The 14,411-nt window shown below is 65.0% G+C and carries 12 protein-coding genes; 3 read left to right on the top strand and 9 right to left on the bottom strand.

Annotated features, from left to right (window positions below; all coding sequences use genetic code 11):
* Positions 1 to 171: 171 nt before the first annotated feature.
* A complete protein-coding gene (locus CXQ91_RS18745) occupies positions 172 to 4,947 on the top strand; it encodes a DUF4082 domain-containing protein (protein WP_104175403.1) in 4,776 nt (1,591 codons plus the stop codon).
* A 329-nt stretch (positions 4,948 to 5,276) separates the two neighbouring features.
* Here CXQ91_RS18745 and CXQ91_RS18740 read toward each other — a convergent pair whose 3' ends face one another.
* The 8 genes from CXQ91_RS18740 to coaD form a co-directional block, all read right to left on the bottom strand.
* Positions 5,277 to 6,305 carry a hypothetical protein gene (locus CXQ91_RS18740; RefSeq protein WP_104175402.1) on the bottom strand — a complete coding sequence of 343 codons (1,029 nt, stop codon included), beginning with the start codon at positions 6,303 to 6,305 and terminating at the stop codon, positions 5,277 to 5,279.
* A complete protein-coding gene (locus tag CXQ91_RS18735) occupies positions 6,302 to 7,591 on the bottom strand; it encodes an MFS transporter (protein ID WP_181038952.1) in 1,290 nt (429 codons plus the stop codon). The genes CXQ91_RS18740 and CXQ91_RS18735 overlap by 4 nt, the downstream gene beginning before the upstream one ends.
* Before the next feature lie 5 nt (positions 7,592 to 7,596).
* Complete coding sequence (locus CXQ91_RS18730) at positions 7,597 to 8,328, bottom strand: hypothetical protein (RefSeq protein WP_104175401.1); 732 nt, start codon at positions 8,326 to 8,328, stop codon at positions 7,597 to 7,599.
* A gap of 134 nt (positions 8,329 to 8,462) precedes the next feature.
* A complete protein-coding gene (gene mutM / locus CXQ91_RS18725) occupies positions 8,463 to 9,425 on the bottom strand; it encodes a bifunctional DNA-formamidopyrimidine glycosylase/DNA-(apurinic or apyrimidinic site) lyase (protein WP_104175400.1) in 963 nt (320 codons plus the stop codon).
* A 7-nt stretch (positions 9,426 to 9,432) separates the two neighbouring features.
* Positions 9,433 to 10,155 carry a ribonuclease III gene (gene rnc / locus CXQ91_RS18720; protein ID WP_104175399.1) on the bottom strand — a complete coding sequence of 241 codons (723 nt, stop codon included), beginning with the start codon at positions 10,153 to 10,155 and terminating at the stop codon, positions 9,433 to 9,435.
* An 18-nt stretch (positions 10,156 to 10,173) separates the two neighbouring features.
* Positions 10,174 to 10,377 carry a 50S ribosomal protein L32 gene (gene rpmF, locus CXQ91_RS18715; RefSeq protein WP_009356569.1) on the bottom strand — a complete coding sequence of 68 codons (204 nt, stop codon included), beginning with the start codon at positions 10,375 to 10,377 and terminating at the stop codon, positions 10,174 to 10,176.
* Between the two features lie 36 nt (positions 10,378 to 10,413).
* Complete coding sequence (locus CXQ91_RS18710) at positions 10,414 to 10,938, bottom strand: DUF177 domain-containing protein (protein WP_104175398.1); 525 nt, start codon at positions 10,936 to 10,938, stop codon at positions 10,414 to 10,416.
* A gap of 190 nt (positions 10,939 to 11,128) precedes the next feature.
* Positions 11,129 to 11,614 (bottom strand): pantetheine-phosphate adenylyltransferase, encoded by a 486-nt coding sequence (gene coaD, locus CXQ91_RS18705; protein ID WP_104175397.1) that lies wholly within the window; start codon positions 11,612 to 11,614, stop codon positions 11,129 to 11,131.
* 138 nt (positions 11,615 to 11,752) lie between these two features.
* Here coaD and CXQ91_RS18700 point away from each other — a divergent pair, with 138 nt between their 5' ends.
* Positions 11,753 to 12,961 carry an aminotransferase class I/II-fold pyridoxal phosphate-dependent enzyme gene (locus CXQ91_RS18700; RefSeq protein WP_104175396.1) on the top strand — a complete coding sequence of 403 codons (1,209 nt, stop codon included), beginning with the start codon at positions 11,753 to 11,755 and terminating at the stop codon, positions 12,959 to 12,961.
* A 2-nt stretch (positions 12,962 to 12,963) separates the two neighbouring features.
* Entirely contained in the window at positions 12,964 to 13,749 is a 786-nt protein-coding gene (locus tag CXQ91_RS18695) for a spermidine synthase (RefSeq protein WP_104175395.1), read from the top strand.
* 46 nt (positions 13,750 to 13,795) lie between these two features.
* Here the strand turns inward: CXQ91_RS18695 and rsmD are convergent, their stop codons facing one another.
* Positions 13,796 to 14,374, bottom strand: a complete 579-nt coding sequence (gene rsmD, locus CXQ91_RS18690) for a 16S rRNA (guanine(966)-N(2))-methyltransferase RsmD (RefSeq protein WP_104175394.1) — start codon at positions 14,372 to 14,374, stop codon at positions 13,796 to 13,798.
* Positions 14,375 to 14,411: the final 37 nt, after the last annotated feature.

The following is a 14,411-nucleotide window of genomic DNA, read 5'->3' as shown; positions in this document are numbered from 1 at the left end:
GGATCCAGCGGAGCTGGGTTGGCCATGATGCAGTGAGGGGCGTTAAACAGCGCAACCCGGCTTTGAAGGATAACTGAATATCTTGGTTTGGCTGCGCCGGGGGGCGGCATGCAGGGCAGTGCATTGCGCACCGCCCGATTCCGCAACTGCGCACTCACTCCAGGAGTTCACATGTCCGTATCCTCAGCCGATCGCACGCTGAAAGCCTTCAAGCGGGTCATCTTCCTGCTGGCCATTGCCATGGTGGCAGCCCTCCTGCCGGTTGCGGCCCCCTCTGCACTCTTACCGTTCGCCTTCGCGGCGGACCCCTGTGCCCCGCTCGTGAACGCTATTGCGTGTGAAAACTCCAAGCCCGGGAGCCCGCCCTCGGAATGGGACATCGACGGCGCCGGGGATTCCGACATCCAGGGATTCGCGACAGAGATCAGCGTCAATGCCGGCCAGCCGATTAACTTCAAGGTCGACACCAACGCGTCCAACTACACCATCGCCATCTACCGGACCGGCTGGTACCAAGGCCTCGGTGCCCGCAAGATCGCCAACGTCACTCCGCTGGCCTTCAGGCAATCTCAGCCCCAATGCCGCTCGGACGTGGCAACCGAACTCTACGACTGCGGAACATGGGCTGTCTCGGCCACGTGGCAGGTGCCGGCCACAGCAGTTTCCGGCGTCTACGTCGCCCTGCTGACCCGGCCTGACACCGGCGGCCAAAGCCACATCACCTTCATCGTCCGATCCGACGGCAGCCATTCGGACGTGGTCTTCCAGACCTCCGACACAACGTGGCAGGCCTACAACACCTACGGCGGGGCTGACTTCTACCAAGGAGCCGTCAACGGCCGGGCGTACAAAATCAGCTACAACCGGCCCTTTGCCACCAGGGGCGAATCCTCGGGCCGGGATTTCTACTTCGGCAACGAATACCCGCTGGTGCGTTTCCTGGAGAAGAACGGCTACGACGTCAGTTACATCAGCGGCGTGGACACCCACCGGAACGGCGGCCAGCTCCTGAACCATAAGGTCTTCCTCTCCGTGGGCCACGACGAATACTGGTCCGGTGCCCAGCGCGCCAATGTTGAGGCCGCCCGCGACGCCGGCGTGAACCTGCAGTTCCTGTCCGGCAACGAAATGTACTGGCGCACGCGTTACGAACCATCCCAGGTGGACGGGGCCGGATACCGCACCATCACCTCCTACAAAGAGACGTGGTCCAACGCCAAGATCGATCCCAGCACCGAGTGGACCGGAACGTGGCGCGATCCCAGATTTGCCTCACAGGCCAATGGAGGTGGTCTGCCGGAGAACGGACTGACCGGGACCCTGTACATGTCCAACTTCACGGACATGCCCGTTACGGTCAGCGCTGCGGAGGGCAAGGCACGCCTGTGGCGCAACACACCGCTCGGGTCGCTCGCCGCCGGCAGTTCCGCGCAGCTGGCACCCCACACTGTCGGCTACGAGTCCAACGAGGACCTGGACAACGGGTTCAGGCCTGCGGGGCTGATCAGGCTTTCCACCACCACCGGTGCCACAGAGCAGTACCTCCAGGATTACGGCAACACGGTGAAACCCGGAACGACCACCCACAACACAACGCTGTACCGTGCGGCCAGCGGAGCACTGGTCTTTTCCGCCGGATCCGTGCAATGGACCTGGGGCCTCGACCAGGAGCACGACGGCGACGGCGCCGCCGCAGACCCGCGGATGCAGCAGGCACAGCTCAATCTGCTGGCGGACATGGGCGCCCAGCCCGGAACGCGTGATCCTGCCTTGGCCGCTGCAACTGCCAGTACTGATGCTGCCGGGCCAACGACCACCATCTCCTCCCCCGCTGCAGGAGCCACGATTGCCCATGGCAGCAGCGTGACGGTTTCCGGCACGGCCAGCGATACCGGCGGCATAGTGGCCGGCGTCGAAGTCTCAACCAACGGCGGCGGCACGTGGCATCCGGCCCAGGGACGGCAGACCTGGACCTACACGTACATCCAGAAGGGGCTCGACACGGCCAGCATCATGGTGCGCGCAGTGGACGACAGCGCCAATATCGGCGCCGTGGCCACGCGGAACCTGCAGCTCAGCGGCCCGTACACGGTCTTCGGCCAGCAGGTCCCGGCCGTTCCCGATTCGCAGGACGGCGGGGCCTACGAGCTCGGTATGAAGATCACGCCGAGCGTGGACGGCTTCATCACCGGAGTCCGGTTCTACAAGAGCACCGGAAACACCGGTACCCACGTCGGCTCCCTCTGGAATTCGGCCGGACAACGGCTGGCGACCGCTACGTTCACCTCGGAATCAGCCTCAGGGTGGCAGAAGGTCCTGTTCAGCCAGCCGGTGACAGTTTCCGCGGGGCAAAAATATGTCGTTTCCTACACCGCTCCGAGGGGCCACTACGCCATCAAGGACTACCAGTGGGCAAACTTCGGGTTCACTGAACCGCCGCTCACGGTGGCTGGCGGATTCGGCAGCGAGCCGGCCGGCGTCTACGGCAGTCCTGATGTCTTCCCGCAGTCCAGCTTCGGCAACGGCAACTACTTCGTTGACGCCGTCTTCGACACCGTGGACAACACCCCGCTGACGGCCGCCGGGCACTGGCCCCTGGGCGGATCCTCTAGCGTCCCGCAGGCCACCACAGTCGGAGCGGTCTTCTCGAAGCCGGTCACCGCGTCGAGCGTGCAGCTGACGCTTAAGGCCGCCGACGGCACCGCCGTCGCGGGCGCTACCGGCTACGACTCAACAACACGCAAAGTCACCTTCACACCGGCCGCTGCTCTCCCCCTGGCGACCACGTTCACCGCAAACCTCAGCGCCACTGCCTCCAGCGGCGGAACACTGACGGGCGGTGGATCGTGGTCGTTCACCACGGTGGTCTCACCGCCGTCACCCGGAACCTGCCCGTGCAGTTTCTTCGATGACTCCGTCCTCCCCGGAATCCAGGAGATCAGGGACGGCGTACCGCTGACTCTCGGCATCCGTTTCTCGAGCACGGCCGACGGCACTGTCACGGGCATCCGCTTCTACAAATCTGCCGGGAACACCGGCACCCATACCGGCACACTGTTCACGGCGGCAGGGCAGCAACTGGCAACGGTGACCTTCGCCAACGAAAGCACCGCAGGCTGGCAGACGGCCTACTTCAACCAGCCGGTGGGGATGTCCGCGAACACCGAGTACATCATGGCCTACAAGACCACCACCGGAGCCTATTCCGCGACGGCGAACGGCTTCGGCCCGGGCCTGAGCGTCGGCAACCTGCGGGCGGACTCGGATGCGGGCGCCTACTCGTACACCGCCGACTTCCCCAACGTCCGCTCCACCGCGAGTTATTTGGTGGACGTCGTGGTCCAGTACCCTGAACCGGCATTCGTCGCCGGCGCGCAGACACCGGTTGCCGGCTCGTCCAGCGTCCCATTGACCACCACCGTCAGCGCGACCTTCTCCAAGCCGGCAGTGGCGTCCAGCGTACAGTTCGCACTGACCGGACCAGGCGGCACGAACGTCCCGGGCACCATGAACTACGACTCGGGGGCAGGAAAGGTGACCTTCACGCCGTCGGCTCAACTGGCGGCCGGCACCGCCTACACGCCCACACTGACGGCCACATCGACGACGGGCCAGCCTCTCAGTGCCGGCGGAACGTGGACGTTCACCACTGTCCCGCCGCCGAGGACCGAAGGCGTCTGCCCCTGCACCCTCTACCAGGACACCGTGAGTCCGTCCGTCCTGGAAGTCAAGGACGGAGTCCCGCTGGCCCTGGGCGTACGGTTTGCCAGCTCCACCAGCGGGCAGGTCACCGGAATCCGCTTCTACAAGTCGGCCGGCAACACCGGAACCCACACGGGAAGCCTGTTCAGCATCACGGGCCAACAGCTGGCGACGGTGACGTACACGGCCGAGTCCACTGCCGGCTGGCAGACTGCGACGTTCAGCCAGCCGGTGGCCATAGCGGCCGACACTGAATATGTGGCCGCCTACAAGTCACCGACGGGCACTTATTCCGTCACTCCGGGTGGATTCAGCACAGGCTTCACGAGCGGACCGCTGCGGACAGCACAGGACTCGGGCGGATTCTCCTACAGTGGAGACTTCCCCGGTTCTTCCTCCAGTTCGAGCTATCTTGTGGACCTGGTCTTCCAGACCTCGGACGTTGCCCCTCCGCCTCCGCCGGCGCCCCTGGCGGTCACGGCACAATCGCCGGCACCGAATGCCACGGCAGTGGCGCTCAATTCCCAGCCCAGCCTGACGCTCTCCTCCTCCGTGCAGCCGGGCTCCTCGCTCGTGCTGACGGCCGGTGGAACGTCAATCGCCGGGGCTTCGGCGCTTTCCGCAGACGGCCGCACGGTGACGTTCACACCGGCGCAACAGCTGCCGGCCAGCACGGTCATCACGGCGAGCGCCGCCAACGTCGTCTCGACTGCCGGTGCGGCGCTTGCTCCGACCTCGTGGCAATTCACGACCCTGACGCCTGCGCCGCCTCCCACACAATCCCTCTTTGCGTCCCTGCTGCCGCAGGTGGGCGCAGCGACGGATATCCGGGCGATTGAGCTCGGCGTAGCATTCAAGTCATCCGTTGCCGGGTCCGTCACCGCCATCCGTTTCTACAAAGGCGCCACCAACCTCGGTACGCACACGGGTTCCCTCTGGACGACATCCGGTGTCCGCCTGACCAAGGTGACATTCACGAACGAAACGGCAAGCGGCTGGCAGACCGCAACGCTGCCCACCCCCATAGCGCTGACGGTGGGTACCAACTACATCGTGTCCTACAACGCGCCCCTGGGTCGCTACTCCTATACGCAAAACTTCTTCACCAAGGCCTGGAACAGCGGTGCGCTGACAGCCCGGGCAAACAACAACGGGCTCTACCGGTTTGGCTCAGGAACTGCCGTGCCCAACCAGACGACCAATGCGAGGAACTATTTCGTCGACGTTGTATTCGCTCCAAACTAGACCGGAGTCCGGCACCGAAAGGGCAGGAATGTTCAGGGCCCCTTGGCAAACATGCCAAGGGGCCCTGCCTTGCGTGGGCGGCCGGCGAAAGCATGCCGGCTGGAGAACGCCGGTCCGGGCCCGGCGCCCGGGCGTCCACCGGCGGCCGGGACATGGTGGCGGCCGACGTGGCCGTGACGCCCTGGCAACGGCAGTGCCGCGGTCCCGACGCGGGGGTGTGGCGGTCCCGACGCGGGGGGCGTGCGTTGGGACCAGGAGAACACGTTGGGATCAGTGAACCGGGTTTTGCCGCCGGCCGTGGGGCCGGCCGTTGGGATACGGGCTATGCGCTACCGAACCACGGCAGGAGACCAGGCGTGCTCAATGTAGAGGGAGGCAACGGCGGACGGATCCGTCTTGATCTGCCAGATGTCGCTGTCGCCCTCGGCGCCGTCCCGGGCTAGGCCGTAGAGCAGTGTCCCGTCGTCGAGCCACTCGATCTGGTCATCAACGCTCCGCGGCTCCGCGAGGACTGTTTCCTTGTCGCTGGCCAGGTCCAGGATGGCGACCTTCCAGTGGGCAGCCAGCGCCGTGCCGGTGTTCTTCTTGTACGCCACACGGCCTCCGTCGGGAGACACCGACGGGCATTCGACGCCGTCGTGGACAGCTGTGAGCGTCCTGCCGGACATACTTCCCTTGACGAGCCAGATCCGCCCTGACGAAGCCGCCGTGGCATAGAACGCGTCAGCGTCTCCGGGCACGAAGGTCACGCCCCAGATGTTGCGGTCTGCTGCCGTCACCCGTGATCCGTTGACAAGGAGGGCGAAGTCTTCCAGGTTCCCGGTTCCGGGCCCCCCGTCCGTCCGGGTGATGGAAGTCTCGGTCGAAAAGCCCGAAGCGCCGTACGAGTGGCCGGAGACGAACACGGTAGTGGACACCAGGGAACCGTCGGCACTCATGCGTGTACGGCTGGGGATACCGGGTACTGCCCACCGTCCGGTCGGCTGCCATTCCCTGTTCAGCAGCACTGCTTCGAAGTTGGTGACAAGCCCCCGGTTTGTCTTCAGGCAGATGACGTTCCGTGCCGTCCCGTAAATCCTGTCGCAGGCCTCAGCCGCCAGGAACCGCTGGCCGGATGGTGCGGCGAGGGGAACAGTACCGGCCATGCCGTATCCCTGGCCCGGAGCCGTATTGCGGAACATCACAAACGACGCGGCCGGCAGGGCACCACCCGAAGCCACGCTGACGGCGGAAGCAGCCGAGCGGCTGTCCTGAAAGCGCTGGAAAGCTACCGCGGCATAGGAACCGGCGCCAGCGAGGACCAGTACAGTGATCGCCAACAGGATGATCCAGCGCTTCCTGCCTCCGGCGGGGTTCAAGCCGACTGCCTCTGACGAACGCCCGCCCGGAGGATCAGCAGCGAGGCCGGTAAGGCGACGGCGAGACAGCCACCCACCACCATCATGGCCGTGGACGGACCGAGCGAAAACCACAGGACACCAAAGCCGGCCGAAGCGGCCATACGACTCAGTGCCACGACGGTCTGGGCGGCGCCGATCCCGGTGGCCAGTTTCTCCGGCGGCGTGAGCTGGCTAGCCAGGGCGGCGAGAACGCCGTCGGTTGCGGCGTAGAAGGCACCGAGCAGAACCAGGCACCCCAGCGTGGGGCCCAATCCGCCCAGCGGTGCGGCAGCGAGGACGTAGCACAGCAGGAGGGCAATATGACCCGCCACGAAGACTTTTGCCTTCCCCCAACGGTCCGCCAACCGGCCCAGCGGGATCGCAAGAATGAGGAAGACCACGTTAGTGCCCACATACAGCAGCGGGAACCACTGCACGGCGAAAGAATCACGATCCTGCAGGACAAGGTAGATGAATCCGTCTCCAACCGTCAGCAGTCCGAGAAGCCCCGAGGCGACGAGCAGCCGGCCCAGTCCGGGTTCCCGCAACAGGCTCCAGCGGAAAACGAAGGAAGGGCTGCGGCGCGGTTCCGGCGCGGACCCTGCGGGCTTGCCCGTTTTCAGGTTGGGCACCAGCAGGGCGAGCGTGGCCACTCCGATCACCGCGAAGGCAAGGGAAACCACGAATAGGGTTCCGTAGCCGTTGGGGATCAGCATGAGGATGAAGAACGCCAACAACGGGCCAGTCGCGGCGCCGATATTGTCCAACATCCGGTGCACGCCGAAGTGCCGTGCCAGATACTCGGGCTGGGCGGAGACGGTGATGAGGGCGTCCCGCGGTGCCGTGCGGATACCTTTGCCGATCCGGTCACCGGTAACGATCGCCGTCAGAGCCCAGAAACCGCCGGCGAATAGGAAACCAACCCTGGCTGCCATGGACAGGCCATAGCCTGCGAGTGCAATTCGTTTCGGATGCCCGCTCCGGTCCGCTGCCCACCCCGCGGCGATTCTGACGATGGCGCTGGCCCCCTGGTTGATTCCGTCAAGAATCCCGAAGGCAATGGCGGACAGGCCCAGAAATCCTGTGATGTAAAGGGGAAGGACAGCGGATACCGATTCGGAGGATATGTCGGTGAACATGCTGACGATGCCCAGCCAGAGGATGACAGGCGACAAGCGGAACGCCTGCTGCGGAAGTTTGGGATCATTCGACGCCGGCTGTGCGTCCTTCTTGCCGCCGTTCCGATCCGAGACCGAGATATACATGGCCGCTAGCCCGCCGTCGTGTGAAGGTTGCCGAGCAACATGAAACGCGTGCTGCCCGTGCCCGTTGTTGACGTGGTCAGGGTTATCGAATCGCTGCCCCTGACGAAGCGGACGGACCGCTGCCCCTCCGCGGCCGGGGCCGGCTCGGACCAGAAGTTGAGGGTTGAGAGCCGCTGCTGGAAATGGCCCACTACCGAGTCCTGGCCCGCCGCCGAAATGGCATCCGCCGTCACCTGCAGGACAGCGTCCGCCGCCGAAACGCCCGTGGACACGACGACGGTTCCTTCCGGGAAGGGGAGGGCATCCGCAGGGAAGCCTTCAACAATCTTCCCCTGGGCGGACGCCGTGGCCGGCAGCGGCATGCTGACCAGTGCAGCCGGCTGGGATGGGAGCGGAAGACCGGCGGGGGCTGCCGCCACCGGGGGAAGAACTTCCCGCGCCCCTGACGCCGGTGCAGGGCTGCCCGTTGATTCCCCGGATCCGGAAGCAGGCCCGTTCCCGGCGCCGGCTGCCGCTTCCGGTTCGTCAGCTGTCCCGTCGCCGGCCGGCGGGTCTCCCGGGGGCAAGCCTCCCGGCGACAGTGATCCGCCGGGGCCGGCCGAGGCCGTGGGAACGGAATCTGAAGTCGCGGCCGCGCTGACGTCCGGGGCTCCCGCCATCTGATCAAGAAAAACAGCGGCGCCGCCAAGCGCTGCTGCAACACTCACCCCCACGATGACAAGCCGCTTGGCTATCATTGGGCCCCCCGCCTCCCGTTCAGGCGTTGGAGACCAACGCGCCTGCGATTCCAGCAGCCGCGGCTGCCTTGGGCACAGTGTGTCACCTGTGAGGAACAGTTCGGTAGAGTGGCGCTACCTGCTTTTTGGGACCTCTACCACCGGCCGTTACGGGGACGCGGCTGGCACACCGGGCACGTATAGGACGACCGGTTCATGAACTGTTCGCGCTTCATGAGGCTCACAATTCCCGCAGCGGCGCAGCGCTTGCACTCCTGGTTTTCCCTGCCGTAGGCGTTGAGGGACCGGTCGAAGTACCCGGAAGCGCCGTTGACGTTGACGTAGAGGGAGTCGAAGCTGGTACCGCCGGCGGCAAGGGCGTCCAGCATCACCTCACGGGCGGCTTCGAGAACCCTCAGCGCTTCGGCGCGGCGGAGCGTGTCGGTGGGCCGCGCGTAATGGAGCCGCGCCCGCCACAGTGCCTCGTCCGCGTAGATGTTGCCGATACCGGACACCAGTCCCTGGTCCAGGAGTGCACGCTTGAGGCCGGTCTTTCGAATCCGCAGCCGGCGGTAGAACGACTCGAAGGAGAAATGCGGATCCAGCGGGTCCCGGGCGATGTGGGCGGCTTCTTCGGCAATGACCGGTGCCGGTAACTCCCCCAGGCCCCCTGGTCCGCCGTCGGATGTCGGGATCAGGGACGTCACGAACAGTCCGCCGAAAATGCGCTGGTCCACGAATCTGAGCTGCTCCGGCATGCCCTCAGCCGGGCTCAGCCGCAGGCGGATTTTCAGGTGCTTCTCGTCCGGCACGCCGGCATCCTGCATCAGCAGCTGGCCGCTCATGCCCAGATGCGCCATCAGGGCAACTGCGGGCCGGGACTCTCCGTCCGCCGGCTGCACTGCACCGGCTTCCTCCAGCGGAAGCCAGAGGAACTTTCCGCGCCGCACCACGTCCAGGACCCGTGCGCCTTCGAGGTTGCCGGCAAAATCCTGCGCGCCGAGTGCGTGCCGGCGGATGGAGCGCGGATCCAGGACGTCAACAGAGGTAATGGTCCTGCCGCGGACCCAACTAACCAGTCCGCGGCGGACCACTTCGACTTCCGGCAGTTCGGGCACGGAAAACCTAGCGGCCGGCTTCGGATTCCGCCGGGAGGCTTGGCGTCCCGGCAGCCGACAGCTTCCGCCACGCATCGGCGGCAGCTTCCTGCTCGGCTTCCTTTTTGGAGCGTCCGGCGCCCTGCCCGTAGTCGGTCCCGCCGATCCGGAGCACGGCTTCAAACGTCCGCGCATGGTCCGGGCCTGAACCCTCCACGGCGTAGTAGATGCTGCCCAACTGACGGCTGGCCGCCAACTCCTGGATACTGGTTTTCCAGTCGGTTCCGGCGCCAAGCGCAGCGGCGTCCTGGAGCAGCGGACCGATCAGCCGCATGACCAGTTGGCGGGCCGTCTCGATGTCGTTGGACACGTAGGTGGCGCCAATGAGGGCCTCCATGGTGTCCGCCAGGATGGATGACTTGTTCTTGCCGTCGGTAAGCTTTTCGCCCTGTCCGAGGTAGATGTAGTCACCGATACCGAGGCTGCGGCCGATTCCGGCAAGTGCCCGGGTGCTCACCACGGCTGACCGCCGCTTCGCGAGGTCACCTTCAGGCAAGGCAGGGTTGTCGCGGTACAACGCATCCGTCACGGAGAAGCCCAGGATGGAATCGCCCAGGAACTCGAGGCGCTCGTTGGTGGGTATGCCGCCGTTTTCGTAGGCGTAGGAACGGTGTGTCAGAGCAAGACGAAGCGTCCCGGCGTCAATAGAGACACCGAGACGCTTCAGAAGCTCTTCAGTTGAAGACGTCATGTTCAGCCAGTGGGCCGATTAGACGTCTGCGACCTTGCGGCCCTTGTATTCAAGGAACAGCGCGGTGCCAGCCGAGTCGGTAACGACCTTTGCCTGGTGCGGCAGGCTGTACGTGACCTGGCCGTTCTCGACAGTCTTCACCAGGTGGGGGGCAGTTGCCTTCCACTGGGAGCGGCGGGCGCGGGTATTCGAGCGAGACATTTTCCGCTTCGGGACAGCCACGGCTAACTCATTTCTCTCTAGAAAAACACTTACAAATCAGTTTTGCCGGTCAGGCTTAGCCAAGTCAGCTAGGGCAGCCCAGCGAGGATCTACGACCTCGTGGTGATGCCCCGGCTCGTCTTCCAGGCGTACTCCGCATTTGGAGCAAAGGCCCTGGCAGTCTTCCCGGCACACCGGCTGGAACGGCAGCATGGTTACAACTGCGTCCCGCAACACCGGCTCAAGATCGATTAGATCGTGCTCGATTCGATATTGCTCTTCTTCGTCTTCTCCGTCCGAGAACTGGGCGCCCTCGTAGAAGAAAAGTTCTTGCACATTGACTTCGAGATCATACGCAAGGGGATCCAGGCATCGGCCGCATTCGCCAGTCACTTCGACGATAACGGTTCCTGATACCAGAATTCCTTCGTGTACGGCCTCGAGCCTCAGGTCCAGCTCGATGTCCGAGCCTTGCTGAACGCCAATGAGCGCTACACCAAGATCACTTGGTGCAGGTACATGTTCCGTCAGCGTCCGCATGCTCCCCGGACTGCGTCCGAGGTCCTTGACGTCGAACGCCAAGGGCGAACTAGCATCTCGTTTAATGAGAACTCCTGTTGAACATATGACCGACGTACTATCTTAGCCTGATCTCCCGGGCGGACTCAAACCGGCCGGACGCCACACAGTAAAGCACCACGTGACAGGCAGGGAATGGGCCGCAAAACCGGCAGGGGCCGTTGCGTACCGATCAAGCCTACCCTCTGCCGGGCTAATCCGAAGACGACCCGCCCGCAAGCAGCCGTTTCAATACGGACCTGGGCACATAATCGGACACATTGCCGCCCAGCGTGAAGACTTCCTTAATGAGCGTTGACGACAAGTGGAGGTAGTGGCCTTCAGCGGGAAGGAACACCGTTTCTACGCCGCTCAACTGCCGGTTCATGGTTGCCATCGGGAGCTCATAGTCGAAGTCGGAGGAGGAACGGAGGCCCTTCACGATCGCGGACACACCCCGCTGCCGGCAGTATTCGGCCAGCAGGCCCTCCCCCACCGGTTCCACCACGATGCCTTGCAGTGACGCCAGGGTCTCGCGGGCCATGTCGATCCGCTCTTCCAGCGGAAAGCGGTACTTCTTGGCGTAGTTGGTGGACACCGCCACGATGACTTCGTCAAAGAGGCCCGCGGCCCGCGCGATGACTTCCAGATGGCCATTGTGGATCGGGTCGAAGGAGCCTGGGCATACGGCACGTCTCATGCTCCGAACCTACCGCATCCGCGGGCCGGGATAACATGACTGGATGCCCGAGTCGAACATTCCATGCACCGTTGCAGTGGGCGTCGTTCTTGTCGGGCGGGCAGCGAACGCCGCAACCAACCGACAGGCAGGCAGACAGTGACCACATCAGTTCCGGCACCGTGGCAGCGGGCGGCATCAGGAGCCAACCTGCTGGCAGCCGACGGCACCCTCGGCGTCACGATCTTCGAGGAGATGACCACCCTCGCGGTCCGGACCGGTGCCATCAACCTGGGACAGGGTTTCCCTGATGAGGACGGTCCGGCGGAGATCAAGGCGGCTGCGCAGGCTGCCATCGCTGCCGGCGCCAACCAATACGCACCGGGCAAGGGAATCCTTCCCTTGCGCGAGGCCATTGCGGCGCACCAGGAGCGCTTCTACGGCCTGACGCCGGACCCGGAGACAGAGATCATCGTCACCACCGGAGCAACCGAAGCCATTGCGGCTTCATTGCTGGCGCTCGTGGAACCCGGCGACGAAGTGCTCACCTTCGAACCGTTCTACGACTCCTACGGCGCCATGATCGGACTGGCGGGCGCCACGCACGTGACGGCTCCACTGCTCGCTCCGGACTTCATGCCAGACATGGCGGCCCTGGAAGCGGCCTTCAGCAGCCGCACCAAGGTGGTGCTCATCAACAATCCGCACAACCCCACCGGCGCGGTTTTCCCCCGCGACGTGCTTCAGCGCGTCGTCGAACTTGCCGCCCGGCACGACGCCGTGATCATCACCGATGAGGTCTACGAGCACCTGACGTTCGGCGACCGGCACATCCCCGTGGCCTCGCTGCCCGGCGCTGCCGGCAGGACCGTCACCATTTCCTCCGCAGGCAAGACGTTCTCCTTCACCGGATGGAAGATCGGCTGGCTGAGCGGACCCGAACACCTGGTGGCGGCCATCCGGACAGTGAAACAGTTCCTGACCTACAGCTCCGGCACACCGTTCCAGGGTGCCATCGCTGTGGGGCTCGGCCTTACGGACGATTTCTACACGGGAATTTCTGAGACCCTCAGGCACAAGCGCGACATCCTCAGCGACGGGTTGAAGGCCGCCGGCCTGGACGTCTTCACACCGCAGGGAACGTACTTCGTGAATGTGGACACGGCCCCGCTGGGGATCTCCGACTCCGTCGACCTGGCAAGGAGGCTTCCGGAACTTGTGGGGGTCGCCGCCATCCCGGTACCCGTCTTCTGCCATCCCGAGGGCGCCGAACGGACCCGCAGCCTGCTCCGCTTTGCCTTCTGCAAGAAGACCGAAGTCCTCGAAGAAGCCGCCGCCAGGCTCGCGACGCTTCGCGACAGGCTCTGACGATGGCTGCTCGGCCCGCGGCAGCTTCACGTTTCCTTCGGACAACCGGACAGCACGCAGCCATCGAACCGGACGCCTTTACCGAGGGAGCCTATGTGCTCAGCATCGGCGGAGCGGAACAGTCGCATGTGAACCTCGCCGAGCCGGGCGAGATCTTCTATGAGTACCTCCGCCGGATCGGGCACGTCGTGGATCTGGCCGCCCCTGTCGGCGAACCCGTCAATGCGCTGCATCTTGGGGCCGGGGCGCTGACGCTGGCCCGCTACATCCAGGCGACCCGACCGGGGTCCCTGCAATACGCCGTGGAGCTTGAGCGCGAGCTGCTGGACTTTGTGCTGCAGCAGCTGCCGATGCCCGACGGAACGGAGCTGCACACACTGATCGGCGACGCCCGCGACGCGCTGGCGGAGCTGCCTGCGGAACTCCGTTTCGACGTCGTGATCCTGGACATCTTCTCCGGGCCGGAGGCGCCGGAGCATATCGCCTGCACCAGGTTCTACGAGGAAGCAGCGGCAAGACTGACACCGCGCGGCGTGCTGATCGTCAACGTCGGCGACGAACCGGGGCTGACGCTGGTCCGAAGCCAAGTTGCTGCCCTGCGGCGGGCCATGTCCGGAGTGTCAGCCTTCGCCGAATCCGGAATGTTCGCCGGCCGCCATCCCGGCAACATCATCCTCATCGGCACCCAGGGTCCCTGGCCCGCCGGATGGACCGAGGAGCTGACGGCGCGTGGCCCGCACCCCGCGACGGTGCTGGCCGGCGTGGACCTCGACGCTCTCTCGGGCTAGGCTGCGGCGCCCCGCAGGCACGGTCAGGACCCCGGCTTCCGTCCTGTCAGCTGCTGCCGCCCACGGGTTCGGCAAACCACAGTTTGGTCTCGCCGTATTTTTTCTCGGCGAACCGTTCCAGCGACGCCGGCCAACCCGGTTCGGGGCTGCGGGAGGAGCGTTCCACCACCACGACGGCGGCCTCCGCCAGGTACGGTGACAGCTCTTCCAGCACAGCACCCATGGCGGGCTCGTCCAGCGGATACGGCGGGTCCAGGAAAACAAGGTCCCACAGGGTGCCTTGCACTGTCCTTTCCAGGAAGGACTCCACCCGCGACCGGTGCACCGATACTGCTTTGCGGCCAATGGCCCCGTTGACGAGGTCGGCGTTGCGCTGGCAAACCTCGCTGGCTTTGCCGTCGAACTCCACCAGGTCTACGGTTTCCGCCCCGCGGCTGGCACTTTCCACGCCCAGGGAACCGGAGCCCGCGTAGAGGTCAAGAACCCGGGCACCCGCCACCACGTTGAATGCCTCCAGGCGGGAGAAGAGGGCTTCCTTGACGCGGTCCGTGGTGGGACGGGTCGTGGAACCCGGCACGCTGACCAGCGGCATTCCGCCCCCGGTGCCGGCAATGATGCGGCTCATGCCCGCACCTGCCCGCTGGTTGCAGCCATGCGCAAAT

This window comes from Arthrobacter sp. Y81 (assembly GCF_002929335.1).
GTDB lineage: Bacteria > Actinomycetota > Actinomycetes > Actinomycetales > Micrococcaceae > Arthrobacter.
Note: the sequence above shows the minus strand (reverse complement) of the source record. Positions and strands in the feature narration are given on the sequence as shown.

Excerpts from the sequence above, each read along its gene's own strand:
- coaD (WP_104175397.1), bottom strand. The coding sequence starts at position 11,614 with ATGAGACGTGCCGTATGCCCAGGCTCCTTCGACCCGATCCACAATGGC.
- rnc (WP_104175399.1), bottom strand. The coding sequence starts at position 10,155 with ATGACGTCTTCAACTGAAGAGCTTCTGAAGCGTCTCGGTGTCTCTATT.
- CXQ91_RS18735 (WP_181038952.1), bottom strand. The coding sequence starts at position 7,591 with ATGTATATCTCGGTCTCGGATCGGAACGGCGGCAAGAAGGACGCACAG.
- rsmD (WP_104175394.1), bottom strand. The coding sequence starts at position 14,374 with ATGAGCCGCATCATTGCCGGCACCGGGGGCGGAATGCCGCTGGTCAGC.
- CXQ91_RS18695 (WP_104175395.1), top strand. The coding sequence starts at position 12,964 with ATGGCTGCTCGGCCCGCGGCAGCTTCACGTTTCCTTCGGACAACCGGA.
- CXQ91_RS18745 (WP_104175403.1), top strand. The coding sequence starts at position 172 with ATGTCCGTATCCTCAGCCGATCGCACGCTGAAAGCCTTCAAGCGGGTC.
- CXQ91_RS18730 (WP_104175401.1), bottom strand. The coding sequence starts at position 8,328 with ATGATAGCCAAGCGGCTTGTCATCGTGGGGGTGAGTGTTGCAGCAGCG.